This window comes from Comamonas sp. B21-038 (assembly GCF_022387135.1).
GTDB classification, from domain to species: domain Bacteria; phylum Pseudomonadota; class Gammaproteobacteria; order Burkholderiales; family Burkholderiaceae_C; genus Comamonas; species Comamonas sediminis.
Map to the genome: position 1 here is coordinate 3322511 of NZ_CP092462.1, position 16310 is coordinate 3338820.

15 protein-coding genes are annotated in these 16310 nt (G+C 64.8%); 9 read left to right on the forward strand and 6 right to left on the reverse strand.

The genetic code is table 11. The annotated features are described in order from the left end of the window. The first annotated feature begins 114 nt into the window (after nucleotides 1-114). Nucleotides 115-3285: a metallophosphoesterase family protein gene (locus MJ205_RS15340; RefSeq protein WP_239809254.1), complete on the forward strand. Its 3171-nt coding sequence runs from the start codon at nucleotides 115-117 to the stop codon at nucleotides 3283-3285. Nucleotides 3286-3378: 93 nt separating this feature from the next. After that, nucleotides 3379-4158: a DeoR/GlpR family DNA-binding transcription regulator gene (locus MJ205_RS15345; RefSeq protein WP_239809255.1), complete on the forward strand. Its 780-nt coding sequence runs from the start codon at nucleotides 3379-3381 to the stop codon at nucleotides 4156-4158. Between the two features lie 30 nt (nucleotides 4159-4188). Here the strand turns inward: MJ205_RS15345 and cutA are convergent, their stop codons facing one another. Next, nucleotides 4189-4536, reverse strand: coding sequence for a divalent-cation tolerance protein CutA (gene cutA / locus MJ205_RS15350; protein WP_239809256.1), 348 nt, complete (start codon nucleotides 4534-4536; stop codon nucleotides 4189-4191). Nucleotides 4537-4885: 349 nt separating this feature from the next. Between cutA and rpoH the strand changes: the two genes are divergently transcribed. The 7 genes from rpoH (at nucleotide 4886) to MJ205_RS15385 (ending at nucleotide 12112) form a co-directional block, all read left to right on the forward strand. Next, a complete protein-coding gene (rpoH, locus tag MJ205_RS15355; RefSeq protein ID WP_394680901.1) occupies nucleotides 4886-5863 on the forward strand; it encodes an RNA polymerase sigma factor RpoH in 978 nt (325 codons plus the stop codon). Between the two features lie 190 nt (nucleotides 5864-6053). Beyond that, entirely contained in the window at nucleotides 6054-6998 is a 945-nt protein-coding gene (locus tag MJ205_RS15360) for a Bug family tripartite tricarboxylate transporter substrate binding protein (protein ID WP_239812762.1), read from the forward strand. Next, nucleotides 6995-7750 carry a sterol desaturase family protein gene (locus MJ205_RS15365; protein WP_239809258.1) on the forward strand — a complete coding sequence of 252 codons (756 nt, stop codon included), beginning with the start codon at nucleotides 6995-6997 and terminating at the stop codon, nucleotides 7748-7750. The genes MJ205_RS15360 and MJ205_RS15365 overlap by 4 nt, the downstream gene beginning before the upstream one ends. A 10-nt stretch (nucleotides 7751-7760) precedes the next feature. Continuing rightward, the gene (locus MJ205_RS15370) at nucleotides 7761-8717 is read left to right on the forward strand and encodes a fatty acid desaturase (protein ID WP_239809259.1); all 957 of its coding nucleotides are present in this window, start codon (nucleotides 7761-7763) and stop codon (nucleotides 8715-8717) included. 6 nt (nucleotides 8718-8723) lie between these two features. Next, complete coding sequence (locus MJ205_RS15375) at nucleotides 8724-10667, forward strand: iron-containing redox enzyme family protein (protein WP_239809260.1); 1944 nt, start codon at nucleotides 8724-8726, stop codon at nucleotides 10665-10667. After that, on the forward strand, nucleotides 10664-11587 hold the full coding sequence (locus MJ205_RS15380; protein ID WP_239809261.1) for a DUF6999 family protein: 924 nt from the start codon (nucleotides 10664-10666) through the stop codon (nucleotides 11585-11587). Before MJ205_RS15375 ends, MJ205_RS15380 begins: the two co-directional genes overlap by 4 nt. A 24-nt stretch (nucleotides 11588-11611) precedes the next feature. Continuing rightward, nucleotides 11612-12112, forward strand: a complete 501-nt coding sequence (locus MJ205_RS15385; protein WP_239809262.1) for a gamma-glutamylcyclotransferase family protein — start codon at nucleotides 11612-11614, stop codon at nucleotides 12110-12112. Nucleotides 12113-12136: 24 nt separating this feature from the next. Here the strand turns inward: MJ205_RS15385 and ureG are convergent, their stop codons facing one another. Genes ureG through ureC form a run of 5 tightly spaced genes read right to left on the reverse strand, consistent with a single transcriptional unit; the run spans nucleotide 12137 to nucleotide 16284 of the window. After that, nucleotides 12137-12796, reverse strand: coding sequence for an urease accessory protein UreG (gene ureG, locus MJ205_RS15390; RefSeq protein ID WP_133855334.1), 660 nt, complete (start codon nucleotides 12794-12796; stop codon nucleotides 12137-12139). Then, nucleotides 12793-13494 carry an urease accessory protein UreF gene (locus tag MJ205_RS15395; RefSeq protein ID WP_446715029.1) on the reverse strand — a complete coding sequence of 234 codons (702 nt, stop codon included), beginning with the start codon at nucleotides 13492-13494 and terminating at the stop codon, nucleotides 12793-12795. Before MJ205_RS15395 ends, ureG begins: the two co-directional genes overlap by 4 nt. A 2-nt stretch (nucleotides 13495-13496) precedes the next feature. Further along, nucleotides 13497-14057, reverse strand: a complete 561-nt coding sequence (gene ureE, locus MJ205_RS15400; protein ID WP_446715087.1) for an urease accessory protein UreE — start codon at nucleotides 14055-14057, stop codon at nucleotides 13497-13499. A gap of 11 nt (nucleotides 14058-14068) precedes the next feature. Next, nucleotides 14069-14551 carry a GNAT family N-acetyltransferase gene (locus MJ205_RS15405; protein WP_239809265.1) on the reverse strand — a complete coding sequence of 161 codons (483 nt, stop codon included), beginning with the start codon at nucleotides 14549-14551 and terminating at the stop codon, nucleotides 14069-14071. Nucleotides 14552-14565: 14 nt separating this feature from the next. Next, entirely contained in the window at nucleotides 14566-16284 is a 1719-nt protein-coding gene (gene ureC / locus MJ205_RS15410; RefSeq protein WP_239809266.1) for an urease subunit alpha, read from the reverse strand. Nucleotides 16285-16310: the final 26 nt, after the last annotated feature.

Sequence of the window (16310 nt, forward strand, 5' to 3'; positions counted from 1 at the left end):
CCAGCGGGGCTTTTTCTGGGCTGAGTCATTGTAGTTTCATGCAATCTTGTTATTTTTTGCACTTCCTGGTGAAGACATGCTTTCACCACATCGGCCTTGAATGCAGGAGGTTTCATGAAAATAGCAAGCGTGCGGCAGCTGTGTGCCGCCGGGCTCTGGGCCATCAGCGGGTTGGCGCTGGCCCAGACGGTGGTGTTCAGCGAGAACTTTGATGCAGCGGGCGCCGATGCGCCTGCCGGCCTGGGCACAGCAGCGCCCGCCGGCTGGACGCTGCGGCTGGAGAATGCCGAGACAGTGGCCACCAGCGGCCGCTCGACCGCGGCCAAACTGCCCTGGCTGGGCTGGAAGTTCGTCACGCCCAGCTACTGGACCACCCAGGTCTCGGGCGGTGAGCGTGCCAAGTGGACCAAGGCCAGCGGCAAGATCGCCGTGGCCGAATCGGATGGCCTGCGGCCCACCAGCGGTCAGTACTTCAGCACCGTGATGGAGAGCCCCGGCATTGCGGTCCAGGGCGGCGGCAGCTACACGCTGGCCTTTCTCAACCATTTCCAGATGGGCTCGACGAAGAAGGAGAGCATCAGGGTCGAGGCGGTCTTTGATGACAGCAGCGTCCAGACCCTGTTGAATGAGACCAGCGCCTCGCGGCTGAACCAGGCCGAGAGCCTGGCCTTCAGCGTCCCGGCCGGTGCCAAGAGTGTCAGCCTGCGCTTCAGCTACCTGAACACCGACAACAATTGGTACTGGGGCCTCGATGATGTGGTGCTGACCCGCACCAGCAGCGAGCCGCCCAAGCCCTTTGACCCAGCCAAGCTGCCCAGCACGGCCACGGCACCGGCACTGACCGTCGGCCCCACGTTGCAAAACCCCGGCCCCGACCACATGGCCGTGATGCTCGAGACCAGCGAATCCGCCCCCACCATCTGGTGGCGGCTGGCCGGCAGCACGGGGCCTTACACCTTGCTGCCCGCCAAGAACCCGGTCGGCGACTTTGCCGACAGCAGCATCTTCTTTGCCGACATCACCGGTCTGCAGTCCAACACACTCTATGAGTACGCGGTGGTGACAGGTACCAGCGCAGCACCCAAGCTGGCAGGCCCTTTCCAGTTCAAGACCTGGCCACGCGAAGGCGATGGCGTCGCCAGCGCCAAGTTCGCCGTGGTCTCGGACACCCAGGATGGCCTGGCCAACCGCCTCAAGAACATCACCCAGGGCATCATCAACAACGACTGCGCAGGCGTGGCCGCCCAATGCGCGCAGAACCTGGCCGGCTTCATGGTGCCGGGTGACCTGGTCGGATCGGGTGGCACACGCAGCAACTGGAAGGACCAGTTCTTCGGACCGCTGGCCGCCATCACCGCTTACGTGCCGCTGATTCCCGCGCCAGGCAACCACGAATATTTTGGTGGAGAACAAGCCAGCGCCGGCGCTGAAAAAAGCTGGGCCAAGACCTACCGCAAGTACTTCAACCGCATGCCTGCCAATGGCTCGGAGAAGTACCCGCTGCACTGGTACCAGCTGGACTACCTGGGCATGCGCATTGTCGGCAGCGACTTCAACCCCGCCTCGGCCATGCACAACACCGGGGGATGGAGCAGCTATGACAACGGCCGCGGGCTCTTCCGCGCCGACTACATGCAGGAGCACCTGAACTGGTTCACCGGCCTGATGGCCCAGACCCGTGTGGACAAGAAGCCTTATATGGTGCTGCTCAACCACCACCCCTGCCTGAGCGAAAAATGGCGCCAGGGCGAGGTAATGGCCACCTGCGATTTCATTGCGCAGATGGAAGACTATGGCCGCACGACCGGGGCCATCACGGTCAACCTGAACGGCCATGTGCACTTCTATGAGCGCGGCAATTCGATGAACAGCCGCCATCTCTGGCTGAACGTGGCCTCTGGCAGTGGCGCGCTCGAAGGCGCCAAGCAAAGCGATGACAGCGATCTGGACGTCATCGCCAACACCAAACTCAGCTTTGGCTATGGCACCCTGGAAGCCAGCTTTGGCAGCGCCACCCCGGCCCTGACCTGGAAGCGCTACGACCTGGGCGCCTCCACCACCAGCAGCACGCCAGACGACAGCATCGCCATCACCAGCCAGGCCTGGTCGCTCAAGCCGGAGCTGGTCCAGGCCAAGCTGGGCAAGGTCGATCCGGCCCGTCTGCAGCTGGCCTACCGGCCAGTGGCCGGGCCAGCGCTCTACGAAGCGCAGTGGCAGGTCTCCAAGGACCCGCAATTTGCCGCCGGCCAGCCGGTCTACGATATCTGGGGCAATGACACCCGCAGCGAAAACTGGACCTACCTGAACGGCGTGCGCACCAATACGCAAAAGGATGCCGACATCACCACCCTGCCGCTGGGCCAGCTGCTGGCCAACCCCCAGCGCCTCTACCCGAATGTGGCGGCCAACACCGCGCGCGGCAAGCTGACGAGCGCGATCATTGCAGGTGGCAACAGCCTGCGTGACCGCTGGAGCTGCGGCTACAAGTGGGACGAAGACGGTGACAGCGGTGCCGAGCGCCAGGGCGGCCGCCAGTGCTATGCGCAGCTGCTGCAGGCCGGTGGCAGCAAGGGCTCGGCCTGGGACCCCTTCCAGGGCCAGCCAGCGCAGGTGCTGCAGCTGGGCCAGGATGAACGCTGGTACTGGCGGGTCCGCGTGCGCGATACCCATCTGAACTGGTCCGGCTGGAGCGCGACCGGCTCTTTCGAGCTGGGCAACCCCGCGCCTGAGCCCGAGCCTCCCGTGCAGGACCTGATCGACACCGGCTTGCCCAGCCCCGGCGGCAACCTGCCCGCGATGAACTTGAACATCCAGGCCGCCACCCGCTGTGACCAGTCCAACGCCAGCGTCAGCGCCGTGCCCGCCGGTCTGCTGCCCGCCGGCCTGCAAGCTGCTACCGGCCTGCTGTCCTTCACGCTCTCGGGCTGCGACCATGCAGGCTTCAGCGCCCAGGTCCGCCTGGAGCTGCCCGCCGGCCTGCCCGCCAACAGCCGGGTCATGAAGGTGCATACCGCGAGCAACGGCCAGCGGACGGTCAGCGAGATCACCGGCGCCAGCATTGCAGGGGGCGCCGTCCGCTACACCGTGACCGACGGTGGCCCGCTGGACGAAGACGGGGTGGTCAACGGCGCCATCGTCGATCCGATGCTGGTCGCGGTGCCCGCCGACATCGTGGTGCCCCCGGTGCCGGCCGCCCAGCCGGTGCCCGCCAACCAGCCTCTGGCATTGCTGCTGGCATCACTGCTGCTGATCGCAATGGCTGTGGCCGCAAGGCGCCACCGCTGAACGAACCACCGGCCCCAGCAAGTATCTGCCGGGGCCGGTGTTGCACAATAGCGCGGGCTGCCCGAGCAGCCTGCCCCCGAAGGAAACGCATCCATGCTGCAAGAAGACCGCTTCGTCCGCATCCAATCGCTGCTCGCCTCGATCGACCGGCTCAGCACCGAAAGACTCATTCAGGACATGCAGGTCTCGCGCGAAACGGTGCGCCAGGACTTGCTGGCGCTCGAATCCATGGGCCTGGTGCGGCGCGTGCATGGCGGCGTTGCCCGCGTCACACAGGAAGAGCCCCCGTTTGTGCAGCGCCAGGCGTTGCGCGTGGCAGAAAAGCGCGCGATTGCGAAGGCGGCGGTCAAGCGCCTGCAGCCGGGCCAGATGGTGTTTATCGATGCGGGCACCACCACCGCCATCCTCGCCGAAGAGCTCCGGCTGATCAGCCGGCTGGTCGTGGTCACCAACTCCATCACCGTCGCCCTGAAGCTGGCAGGCACCCAGGCCCCGTCAGACACAGCCCAGGGCATGCGCGTGGTGCTGCTGGGCGGCGATACCAACCCGGAAATTCCTTGTACCTATGGACCGGTCACCCTCAACGAGATCCGCCGCTACCGCGCCGATGTCACCCTCATCTCGCCCGTGGGCATCAACGCGCACGATGGCGTGACCTTCGGCAATGAGCAGGAAGCCAGTCTGGCCACGGCGATGGCCGAGCAGTCTTCCTCGCTGCTCGTGCTGGCCGACTACAGCAAGATAGGGCTGCGCAGCCGCTACGCTGTGACCCGCCCTCCTGCCCAGCAGACGCTGGTTACCAATATCCATGCGGCCAATGCGCCGGCCTTGGCAGCGCTGAGCGCGCAGGGGTTGGACGTGGTCACCGTTTAAGGCGCCACGGCAAGGCCTCGGTTCTGGCCCTCAGGCCTGCACCGGGGTTCCCACCTCGGCCGCCACCCAGGCTGCATAGGCGGGACTGGCAGGGCCATCCCCCCACAGCCATTGCGGCAGTGCATAGGGATGCAAGGGCACCAGCAAGCGTTGCAGCGCCGGCAGGCTGCGGGGCGTGGTCTTCCAGGTGATCCGCCATTCATCGCCCTGCTGCAACTGACCGTCCCACCAGTAGTGCGAATGGATTTTCTCAACCTGCGCGCAAGCGGCGAGCCTGGCATGGACCCCTTCGCGTGCCAACGCATGCGCAGCCGTTTCGCTGTCTACCGTGGTACTGGCCCAGGCCACCAGGTAGTTGCCGTCGGGGCGGGGGTTCATTGCCAACCTGTCCATTTTCAACTCCATGACTTTCATCGCATATTAGCCGCTCTACGGCTGCCATCCAGCGTAGTGGCGCGCAGCAATGCCCGCCGATTCTTCGGCCATTCCTTGGAACTTATCCACAACCTGGCCACTCCAACCGTCCTGAAAGCGCATACGGGTGTCAGACAGCACCCCGCCCACTGCGGCTGCCGCCGTAAAGAAACTTGAAGATGCTCAAAAACAGGAGCAACGCCTCCTTCACCGGCGCCGTTTTCAGCGTTGCTTAGCTGAAACTTAACCCCCCGCATACTGCACCGCAGCATGGGAACTCCCACAGCATCTAGGGACTCCTACCGGTGTTACTATGTATCGCATAGACGAAAGGACTTCTAGCGTGACAACTCATTCTGGAGCCGCCATCCCCTCTACCGCACTGGCTCCTGCAAACCCATGGTCGTTGGTACCACCCCTGGGCAATCTGGACGCATACATCACTGCGGTCAACCGCATCCCCATGCTGACCCCCGAGGAAGAGCTGGGCTATGCGAAGAAACTCAAGGAAAACGGCGATGTCGAGGCCGCAGGCCGCCTGGTGCTCTCGCACCTGCGCCTGGTGGTATCCATTGCCCGCCAGTACATGGGCTACGGCTTGCCGCACGGCGATCTGATCCAGGAAGGCAATGTCGGCCTGATGAAGGCCGTCAAGCGCTTTGACCCCGATCAGGGCGTGCGCCTGGTCAGCTACGCGATGCACTGGATCAAGGCCGAGATCCACGAATACATCTTGAAGAACTGGCGCATGGTCAAGGTGGCAACCACCAAGAGCCAGCGCAAGCTGTTCTTCAATCTGCGCTCGATGAAGCAGGGCTTCAAGGCGGAAGCTGGCATGGAAGACGGTGCCATGCAGCGCGAGACGCTCTCCGAGAGCGAAATCGACGCGATGGCCGCGCATCTGAATGTCAAGCGCGAAGATGTGATCGAGATGGAAACCCGCCTGTCGGGCGGTGATGTGCTGCTTGACCCCAGCCCTTCCGATGACGGCGAGCAAGCCTACGGCCCCATTGCCTATCTGGCTGATGCATCGCATGAGCCGACCGCGATGATCGAATCGCGCCAGCGCGATTACCTGGCTACCGATGGTATCCAGGAGGCCCTGGCCACCCTGGACGAGCGCAGCCGCCACATTGTGGAAGAGCGCTGGCTCAAGGTGAACGACGATGGCTCGGGCGGCATGACTCTGCACGACCTAGCTGCAGTTTATGGTGTCAGCGCCGAGCGGATTCGCCAGATCGAATCGGCAGCCATGAAGAAAATGCGCAAGGCATTGGCAGAGTATGCCTAAATAGGCAAAGAATATCCCCAAGGATATATTGATATCCAGAGGGCATTAAATACAATAATTAACGCACAGACCTGTCGGTCTATGCGTTTTTTTTATGCTTGCATGCGACTTGGTGAATGTATAAAGTGCCTGCCGCCACGGTTCATGCGAAACTGGAACTCTTATGACATTTAAATTACCTCGCCGTCTGATGGTGGCCACCCTCGCCGCCCTATGGGCCAGCACCGGCGCGCTGGCAGCGGACAACTGGCCGAGCAAACCCCTGCATCTGATCGTCGGCTTTCCAGCCGGGTCGTCGCCTGACCTGACCGCCCGCGCGCTGGCCGAGCCGCTGGAAAAAGCGCTGGGCCAACCGATCATCGTCGAGAACAAGGTCGGGGCCGGTGGCAATATCGCTGCCGAATATGTGGCGCGCGCGACCGACGGCTACACCTTCAGCGTGATGATCAACGGCAATATGACGATTGCCAAGCTGCTCAATCCGTCGATCCGCTATGACCCGCTGACCGATCTGCAGCCTGTAGGCCTGATTGGCGTGGCACCGCTGGTGCTGGTGGCGCCGGCCAAGGCGCCCGAGGGCAAGGCCTTCTTCGACGCCGCCACCCAGGCGGGCAGCAGCTGGAGCTATGGCTCGCCCGGCGTAGGCACCATTGGCCACCTGGGCATGGAGCTGCTCAAAAGCCGCGCGAAGATCAAGCCCGAGCACATCCCCTACCCTGGCTACCCCCAGGTGTTCAATGGCATCCAGGGCGGCGACCTGCAGCTGTCGATGCTGCCCCCGGCGCTGGCGATGAACCAGATCCAGGCCGGCAAGCTGCGCGGCATTGGCGTGACCTCTGCCGCGCGCAGCCCGCTGGCCCCCGGCCTGCCCAGCCTCAAGGAGTTGGGCATTGGCAACTACGACATGGAAATCTGGAACGCCGTGGCAGCGCCCAAGGCCATGCCCAAGGCCCATGTCGACAAGTTGGCCGCTGCCGTGGGCGAGATCGTGCGCAGCCCCGACATGCGCCAGAAGCTGGCGCTGCAGGGCTGGCAGGCGGTCGGCAGCTCCCCCGAAGGCCTGAAGAACCGCATTGATGCCGATGTGAAGGCGCTGGGCGCCATCATCAAAGAGCAGAACATCCGCGCGCAATGACGGCCGCCCAAGTCTTCTCCGATCTCAGCGCCTGGCAGGTGATGGCCTGGGGCCTCGTGTTCTTCAGCGCGCTGTACCTGATCGGAGGACTGGGCATGACGGCGCTCACCCGCTTTCTGCAAAAGCGTGGCATTGGCCGGGTGCTCGATACCCGGCCGCTCAAGCCCGACCAGCTGCGGCGCGAATGGCGCCAATCCTTTCATTCCATCCTGGTGTTTGGCCTGGGCATGGTCGTGCCCTGGGGCTTTGTACAGCTGGGCTGGGCGCATTTCGCCATCGCCCCCAGCGGCTGGCAGATCGCCATCGAGATCTGGGTGCTGCTGATCTGGAACGATGTGCACTTCTGGATCAACCACCGCCTGCTGCACACGCGCTGGTTCAAGCGCTTCCACGGCGACCACCACCGCTCGGTCGTGGTCACGCCGTGGTCGACCTACAGCTTCCACCCGATCGAGGCGATGATGCTGGGCAATGTGATCCTGCTGCCGATGGTGCTGCATGACTTTGCCTTCTGGTCCCTCGCTTCGGTGCCGGTGTTCAGCATCTTCCTCAACGCAGTGGGCCATGCCAATTACGACTTCTTCCCACATGTGGGGCCCCGCCACCCGCTCGCTGCCAGCCGCCGGCACCACCTGCACCATGCCCGGCCTGCCGGCAACTATGGCTTTGCGCTGGCCTTCATGGACCGGCTGATGCGCAGCGAAGCCGACCCGCTGCCGCCACGCCCGGCCCCAGGCCGTCCCGCTGCTTGAACCGGTCCGCATGACCCGCGACGACAGCCTGCCCCAGCCCGCCACCGCCCCCCGCAAGCTGCCCCGGCTGCGCCATTGGCGTGACTGGCAATCGCTGCTCTACATGCTGGCGCTGCCGCTGATCGCCGCCTGGCAGTGGCAGCATGGTCTCGTCTGGTGGCTCTACCTGGTCGCGCTGTTTCTGACTCTGGGCATCGGCGTCATCCACCACAACCACACCCATCTGCGCATGTGGACGGGCCCCCACAGCCGCTGGCCCAACCGTGCCACCGACTATGCGCTGACCCTGCTGCAGGGCCACCCCACCTTTGTGTTCTGGCCCGCCCATGTCGGCAACCACCACCGCTACAAACATGGCGAGCAGGACATCGCCCGCACCTACCGCTTTGGGGGCGACACCAACCACCTCTGGGGTTACCTGGTCCATCCGCTGCAGGCTGCCTGGGTGCTGTACCCGCTGTTCATCCGCTGGCTCCGTGGCCTGCGCCAACGGCATCCGGGCGCGTTTCGCTACTGCATGGGCCAGTACGCGCTGTGGCTGGGCAGCTGGGCGGCTCTGCTGGCGCTGGACTGGAAAAAGGCGCTGCTCTTCGTCATCGTGCCGCAGCTCCATGGCCTGCACTGGCTGCTGGCCACCAACTACCTGCAACATGCCCATGCCGATGGCCGCAAGCCCCCCAAGCCGGAAAACGATACCGGCAGTGGCATGCTGAACTACGCACGCAATTTTGAGGGCATGGTCAACCCGTTGCTCTTTAATATTGGCCTGCACACCGCCCACCATGAATGCCCGCATGCACACTGGTCGGCGTTGACCCGCCTGCATGCCGATGAATACCGACACCGGGTCCACCCGGTGCTCAATGAGGCAGGCCTGTTGCCGTATATGGCGCGGGTCTTTGTAGGAGGGTTGGTGCGCCGATCGGCCCGCAGCCGGTCGCTGATGCCGCCTATGGAGAAAAAGTAGTCATCTATGCCAGTCGCATACTCGCAGGTCTATATCGAATCCGCCGGTCACTTCATGCCCGGTGCCCCCGTCGCCAATGACGGCATGGATGCCTATGTGGCTCCGCTCAACCGGCTGTCCGAACGCATCAAGCGCCGCATTCTCGCGGAAAACGGCATCCAGCAGCGCCACTATGCGATTGCGCCCGATGGCAGCACCACCTACAGCAATGCGCAAATGGCCAAGGGCGCTATTGAAGCAGCATTGGCGCAAGCCGCAAGGCCGCTGGCCGACATCGGCTTTCTGGCCAGCGGTTCATCGGGTGGCGATGCGCTGATGCCCGGCTTTGCCAGCATGATCCAGGGCGAGATGGCCGCCCCGCCGATGGAGCTGCTCAGCGTGCATGGCGTCTGCGCGGCCAGCGTCGGCGCGCTGCAAAGCGCGGCGCTGGCGGTGGAGCATGGCACGCATGGCCATGCGCTGGCGGTGGCCAGCGAGATGCCGTCCCGGCTCTTCAAGCGTTCGCGCTACGCGGGCCAGGACTACAACACCGATTTTGATGCGCACTTTTTGCGCTGGATGCTGAGCGATGGCGCCGGCGCCGTGCTGTTGGGCCAGGGCGCCGCGCTGCCCCAGCGCCCCGACCTGCGCCTGAAGCTGCGCTGGACACACCAGCGCAGCTTTGCCGGCGACTACCCCGTGTGCATGCAGCTGGGCCTGACGCATGACCGCCAGCGCAGCCACCTGGATTTCCCCTCCTGGGCCGACGCCGAGGCCGCGGGCGCGCTGTCGCTGCGCCAGGACATCCGCCTGCTGCCCCACCTCTTTGATGTCTGCATCCACGAGTACGCCCGCATCGCCCACCAGGGCTGGCTGCCCGAGCGCGGCATCGACCACTTTCTGTGCCATTACTCGTCGGAGAAATTCATCCCCGTCGTCGATGAGCTGCTGAACAAGGCCCAGCTGTCCATCCCGCGCGAGCGCTGGTGGAGCAACCTGGCCTGGCGCGGCAACACCGGTGCGGCCTCCATTTTTGTGATGATCGCCGAGTACCTGCAGACCCAGCATGCGCGCCTGAAACCCGGCGACACGATACTCTGCTTTGTGCCAGAGTCCGGCCGCTTTACCGCTGGCTATATGCTGCTGGAGGTGGAGAACCACACGCCCGCCAGCCCGGCAGCAGCCCGTACCAGCACGCCTGCCCAGCGGGCCACCCCCGCCGCCGCCGCTGCACAAAGCGCGCTGATCGCCCCACCCCATGACCCTGCCGCCGCCCCGGCCGGCCTGGCCCCCTTGCTGACCGAGCTGGCCAGCATCTGGCATGACTACCGCTCCCAGGTCTGGCGCACGCCGCTGGTGCACCGCATCCACAGCGGCCAGATCCGGCAGGCCGACTATGTGCGCTGGATGAGCCAGTGGGTGCCCCAGGTGCGCGAAGGCAGCCTGTGGATGCGCGAAGGCGCGTCCTCGCTCACAGGCGCCTATGCCGAGCTGGCCGCGCTGATGGGCGTGCATGCCAGCGAGGAGCAGAACGACTTCAAGATCCTGCACCAGGACTATCTCAACGCCGGCGGCACGCAAACCGACATCCAGCAGCTGCGCCGCAACCCCGGCGGCGAGGCGCTCAACAGCTACCTGCACAGCCTGGCGGCCACCCCCAACCCGATTGGGCTCCTGGGTGCCATCTACATCATTGAAGGCACGGGCCAGCGCATCGTTCCCAGCCTGCTGCCGCTGCTGCGCCAGCACCTGGCACTGGGACCGGACTGCTTCCGTTTTCTGGAATACCACGGCGCCAATGACGAAGACCACCTGGAGCGCTGGCTGATGGCCGTGCAGATGGCCATGGCGCTGGACGAGACTGGCACTGCCGCTGCGGCGATTGCCGCCACCGCACGCCATACCGCGGCGCTCTACCTGATGCAGTTCCAGCACATTCTGGATGCCACGGCCACGGAGCCCGCACGATGACCGACTTCCGCGACATTCCCCACGACGAGCGCGATCCCAACCCCTGGCTGGCGCTCTACCTGGACGACAGCACGCCGCTGCCCGACCATGTCAAGGCAGCCTGGCTCAAGGATTCGAGCAGCCGCTCGCGCCAGTTTCTGCTGCCCTTCATCCGGCCGATTGCACGGCTGAGCATCATCCTGATCCAGATCCTGAAGGTGCTGCTGCCCAAGCGCTGGGCGCATTCCAGGCTGCTGCATCGCACCCTGGCCTTCAGCATGAACCGCTTTGTCTCGCCCGAGGCGAACTGGCTCATCATGCGCCACTTCCACCTGGGCTCGCAGATCCTGAGCTTTATCGGCGCCAATGCCCCCACGCCCGTGCCCACACAGCCACTGGCACCGATGGAGATCGACGACATCAAGGACGAGCTGTTCCTCAAGCACGACCTGAACCTGTTCAACTTTGTCATCCGGCTCAACACCAGCTTGCGCACCCACGGCCAGCACATGGGCCCGGTGGCCGAGCCCAACTTTGGCATGCTCTGCGATCCGCCGCTGGAGCTGGCGGCGATGCCGCAGGGGCGGTTGAACATTCTCGATCTGCAAAGCGCCATCGAAATCTACACGCCGGTCTACCAGCTGCTGCTGACCGACAACGATTTCTGGCGCGCCAGCAATTCGCTGCAGCTCGATGAGACCGTCGCCATCTATGCGGCCAAGATCCTGTCCTCGCCCGAGCATTTGGTGATGCTCAACAACAAGCACCCGCTGGTGCCGCTGTCCACCCTGCGCGCCGGCCACCGCCTGGTGCTCCATGGCCTGTCCACCGAGATGCTGCACTGCCTGCTGATGCGCATGGCCACCGGTGAGACCCCGCTGCCCAGCCGCGAAATCGCCAAGACCCGGCAGGCCGCCGGCCGTTCCCCCCAACCCAGCTGAGCCACCGCCCTCCACCACCTTCCGATGCAGACGCCGCCCCCCGAACACCCCATCCCCGCACGCTGGATCCCTTGCGGCGCCGGCCATGTCGCCGTCTATGGCACCTTGCGCGCCGGCGGCGTCAACGACATCACCCGCCTGGCCGACCAGCTCGCCTGCGTGGGCCGCACCCTGCTGACCGGCACCTTGTATGACCTGGGCTGGTACCCCGGTTTGCAACTGCAGGGCAGCGGCCTGGTGCTGGCCGAGGTCTACCCGTTGAGCGATGCGCTGGAGCAGGCGATGGACCGCATAGAAGGCATCTGGCCTGTCGATATTGGCGAATACACCAAGCGCGTGCTGACCCTGGATGTGGAGCTGGTCAGCGGCGGCCAGCAGCCGCTGGAGGTGCTGGTCTACGAGGCCCTGCCCCCCGCCCTGCACGGACGCACGCAGATCACCGCGCAGGACTGGCTGGAATGGATTGCGCAGCAGGGTCGCGAGCACCCCGATACGGCATTCAGCTTGAACACGCCCCCGGGCTAAGCTGCAAGCGCCCAAGCCAGGGGCTCAGCCCAGCAGCAGACCCTGCTTTTCGATAAAAGCGACCACCTCGTCCAGACCATCCAGCGTCTTCAGGTTGGTCATCACAAAGGGCTTGGTGCCCTTGGGGCCGCTGCGCATGCGCTCGGTGTCGCTGCGCATGACATCCAGATTGGCACCGACATAGGGCGCCAGATCGGTCTTGTTGATCACAAACAGATCGCTCTTGGTGATGCCGGGACCGCCCTTGCGCGGGATCTTCTCGCCGGCCGCCACATCGATCACATAGATCGTCAGGTCCGACAGCTCGGGGCTGAAGGTCGCAGCCAGGTTGTCCCCGCCCGATTCGATAAAGACGATGTCGGCATCGGGAAACTGGCCCAGCATGCGGTCAATCGCTTCGAGGTTGATCGACGCATCCTCGCGGATCGCCGTGTGCGGGCAGCCGCCCGTCTCCACCCCCATGATGCGCTCGGCCGGCAGCGCGCCGCTGACGGTCAGCAGGCGCTGGTCCTCCTTGGTGTAGATGTCGTTGGTGATGGCGATCAGGTCCCATTTGTCGCGCATGGCCTTGCACAGCATCTCGAGGATGGTGGTTTTGCCCGAGCCCACGGGCCCGCCGATGCCGACGCGCAGCGGAGGCAGCTTTTTGCTGCGGTGGGGAATGTGGTGCAGTGCAGTGCTCATGATCGAAAAAGCCGTGAGTATTGGTGTTCATGCCGGGCCGAGAGAATGGCCAGCATCGGAGAAAAAGCCTGGCGCTGGTCATCGCCCAGCGCCAGCGCATGGTCGGCCGCGCCCGGTATCGCCTGCGCCAGCCGCGCCAGAATGCGCTGGCCGGCGCTCTGCCCCAGCGGTACCGATTTGATGGCCGCCTGCACCATGTTCTCGGCCCAGCCAAAGGCATAGGCCAGCAGCGCATCGCGCGCGCCCGCCCCTGCCAGGTGCGCGGCCAGCGCAAAGGCCAGCGGGTAGCTCGCATCCTCGGCCGCCAGCCAGTGCACCAGCGCCAAGGCCTGGGCATCATCGGCATAGCGGTTCTGCAGCCAGGCCACCAGCGAGCGGCCCATCTGCTCGGTCTGCAGGCGCAGCTCACTGCTTTCGCGCGTCTGCAGCACCCAGGCATTGAGGGCAACAATGCGCGCGCGCTCATCGCGCTGCCAAGCCTGCATCGCCTGGGCCAGCACCGCCATATCGCCCCGTGCCTGGCTCAGCTGCAGCTGCTGGTCAATCCAGTCTGCGGCCTGCTCCTCGTTGCCTACCAGCGCGGCATTCACGCCCGCCTCCAAGCCTTCCGAATAGGAGAAGCCACCAATGGGCAAAGCTGGCGAGGCCAGCCATATCAGCTGCAAAAAACTGGCGGGCGAGAGGCTGAGGGGCTGCATGCTCATCCGTGGTGGTGCGGATGGGCATGGCCATGCCCGTGGTCATGGGGGTGGTCATGGCTGTGCACATGACCATGTCCATGGTGGCTGTGGCCATCGTTGGTGACATGCCCGCCATAGGCGCCGCCTTCCGGCTCAAAGGGCAGCTCCGCCTCTACGACGGTCATGTGCATGCTGCGCAGCATGTCGGCCAGCACATGGTCGGGCTCGATCTTGAGGTGGTCGGGCTGCAGCTCGATCGGCACATGGCGGTTGCCCAGGTGGTAGGCGGCACGCATCAGGTCAAAGGCCGAGCCATGCTGCGCGCAGGCGCTGATGTGCAGCACTTTCTGCGGCGCGGCCTGCACGACGACCACCGAGCCGTCTTCGGCGACCAGCACATCACCACCGCGCACGGCCTGGCCGCGTGGCAGAAAAATCGCCAGCGCGCGGCCGCTGCTGTCGGTGGCCGAGAAGCGCGACTTCTGGCGCACATCCCAGTCCAGTTCGACAAAGCTTGCGCGCTTGCGCAGGGCCGGCGCCAGGCCTTGGCCACCGGGCAGACATTTGGAGACCTGCAGCATCGCTTGCGCCGTCATGACAGCTCCAGGCGCATGAAGCAGCTGTTGGGATCGGGCTGGTAGCTGCCAAACGGCGCGCAGTGGGCAAAGCCATTGCGCGCGTAGAAGCGGCGCGCCGGCGCAAAGAAGGTCTCGGTACCCGTCTCCAGGCTGATGCGTGCAGCCCCCATCACCCGGGCTTGGGCCAGTACATGGTCCAGCACCTGCTGGGCTGCGCCCGAGCCGCGCTGCTCGGCGCCCACCCGCATCGATTTGAGCTCCAGATGGCCGGCATCCAGGGTCTTGAGCGCGCAGGTGGCGACCAGCGCCTGGGGCTCTTGCCCGGCCGTCCAGGCGGTCCAGAGGTACATTCCGGGCGCACGCAGCTGCTCCGAGTCCAGCGCATGCACGCTCTCGGGCGGCGAGATACGGCGCATATCGCTCAGGTGCTCTTCCAAAAACGCCAGCACGCGCGGGTCGGTCACCGGGTCGCGCTTGAAAATCAATGGGCTTGCCATGGGTCTCTACCGCTTCAAAACAAAAAATAACGCTGGGCCATCGGCAGGCTGCTGGCCGGCTCGCAGGTCAGCAGCTGGCCATCGGCACGCACCGCATAGGTCTGGGCATCCACCTCCATGTGCGGCGCCAGGTCGTTGTGCACCATGTGCTGCTTTTGCAGGCCGCGTATGCCCTTGACGGCCGACAAGGTCTTGGCCAGCCCAAAGCGCTGGCCAATGCCGGCGGCCAGGCCGGCTTGCGAGACGAAGGTCAGCGAGGTCCTGGCCATCGCCCCGCCAAAGGCGCCAAACATCGGGCGGTAGTGCACCGGCTGCGGCGTCGGGATCGAGGCATTGGGGTCACCCATGGCCGCCATGGCAATAAAGCCGCCCTTGAGAATGCAACTGGGCTTGACGCCAAAGAAGGCCGGCCTCCAGATCACGATATCGGCCCACTTGCCTACTTCCAGGCTGCCCACCTCATGGCTGATGCCATGGGCAATGGCCGGGTTGATCGTGTACTTGGCGATGTAGCGCTTGATGCGAAAGTTGTCATGCCGGTCGCTGTCGCCCGGCAGCGCGCCGCGCTGCAGCTTCATCTTGTGCGCCGTCTGCCAGGTGCGCAAAATGACCTCGCCCACCCGGCCCATGGCCTGGCTGTCGGAGCTGAACATGCTGATCGCGCCGATGTCGTGCAGGATATCCTCGGCCGCAATGGTTTCCTTGCGGATGCGGCTCTCGGCAAAGGCCAGGTCCTCGGCAATGCCGGCATCCAGATGGTGGCAGACCATCAGCATGTCCACATGCTCGTCCAACGTGTTGATCGTGTAGGGCCGCGTCGGGTTGGTGGAGCTGGGCAGCACATTGCTCTCGCCCACCACTTTCAGGATATCGGGCGCATGGCCGCCGCCTGCGCCTTCGGTGTGGAAGGTGTGGATGGTGCGGCCCTTGAACGCGGCCACCGTGTCTTCGACAAAGCCGCTCTCGTTGAGCGTGTCGGTATGGATCGCCACCTGGGTGTCGGTCAGCTCGGCCACATCCAGGCAGTTGTCGATCGCGGCGGGCGTGCTGCCCCAGTCCTCGTGCAGTTTGAGGCCAATCGCGCCGGCGCTGATCTGATCATGCAGTGCCAGCGGCAGGCTGGCATTGCCCTTGCCCAGAAAACCCAGGTTCATCGGAAAGGCATCGGCCGCCTGCAGCATGCGCTCCATGTTCCAGGCGCCGGGCGTGCAGGTCGTCGCAAAGGTGCCGGTGGCCGGGCCGGTGCCACCGCCAATCATCGTGGTCACCCCGCTGGTCAGCGCCTCCTCGATCTGCTGGGGTGCGATAAAGTGGATGTGCGTGTCGATGCCGCCAGCGGTGACAACCATGCCTTCGCAGCTGATGATCTCGGTGCCCGGGCCGATGATGATGTCCACCCCTGGCTGCGTGTCCGGGTTGCCTGCCTTGCCGATCGCGGCAATGCGGCCGCCCTTGAGTCCAATGTCCGCCTTGACGATGCCCCAGTGGTCGATGATCAGCGCATTGGTCAGCACCGTGTCCATCGCGCCCTGCGCACTGCTGCGCTGGCTTTGCGCCATGCCGTCCCGGATGGTCTTGCCGCCGCCAAACTTCACCTCTTCACCGTAGCCGCCTGCGCGCAGGGTGAAGTCCTGCTCCACCTGCACGACCAGCGCGGTATCGGCCAGGCGCAGGCGGTCACCCACCGTAGGCCCATAGGTTTCTGCGTATGCACGTCTGTCCATCGTTGCCATCAGAACCATCCTGTCTTAGAGCGCAG

Bases quoted from the DNA above. Each gene is read 5' to 3' on its own strand.
- MJ205_RS15340 (WP_239809254.1), top strand. From the start codon at position 115: ATGAAAATAGCAAGCGTGCGGCAGCTGTGTGCCGCCGGGCTCTGGGCC.
- MJ205_RS15345 (WP_239809255.1), top strand. From the start codon at position 3,379: ATGCTGCAAGAAGACCGCTTCGTCCGCATCCAATCGCTGCTCGCCTCG.
- cutA (WP_239809256.1), bottom strand. From the start codon at position 4,536: ATGAACCCCCGCCCCGACGGCAACTACCTGGTGGCCTGGGCCAGTACC.
- rpoH (WP_394680901.1), top strand. From the start codon at position 4,886: ATGTATCGCATAGACGAAAGGACTTCTAGCGTGACAACTCATTCTGGA.
- MJ205_RS15360 (WP_239812762.1), top strand. From the start codon at position 6,054: ATGGTGGCCACCCTCGCCGCCCTATGGGCCAGCACCGGCGCGCTGGCA.
- MJ205_RS15365 (WP_239809258.1), top strand. From the start codon at position 6,995: ATGACGGCCGCCCAAGTCTTCTCCGATCTCAGCGCCTGGCAGGTGATG.
- MJ205_RS15370 (WP_239809259.1), top strand. From the start codon at position 7,761: ATGACCCGCGACGACAGCCTGCCCCAGCCCGCCACCGCCCCCCGCAAG.
- MJ205_RS15375 (WP_239809260.1), top strand. From the start codon at position 8,724: ATGCCAGTCGCATACTCGCAGGTCTATATCGAATCCGCCGGTCACTTC.
- MJ205_RS15380 (WP_239809261.1), top strand. From the start codon at position 10,664: ATGACCGACTTCCGCGACATTCCCCACGACGAGCGCGATCCCAACCCC.
- MJ205_RS15385 (WP_239809262.1), top strand. From the start codon at position 11,612: ATGCAGACGCCGCCCCCCGAACACCCCATCCCCGCACGCTGGATCCCT.
- ureG (WP_133855334.1), bottom strand. From the start codon at position 12,796: ATGAGCACTGCACTGCACCACATTCCCCACCGCAGCAAAAAGCTGCCT.
- MJ205_RS15395 (WP_446715029.1), bottom strand. From the start codon at position 13,494: ATGCAGCCCCTCAGCCTCTCGCCCGCCAGTTTTTTGCAGCTGATATGG.
- ureE (WP_446715087.1), bottom strand. From the start codon at position 14,057: ATGCTGCAGGTCTCCAAATGTCTGCCCGGTGGCCAAGGCCTGGCGCCG.
- MJ205_RS15405 (WP_239809265.1), bottom strand. From the start codon at position 14,551: ATGGCAAGCCCATTGATTTTCAAGCGCGACCCGGTGACCGACCCGCGC.
- ureC (WP_239809266.1), bottom strand. From the start codon at position 16,284: ATGGCAACGATGGACAGACGTGCATACGCAGAAACCTATGGGCCTACG.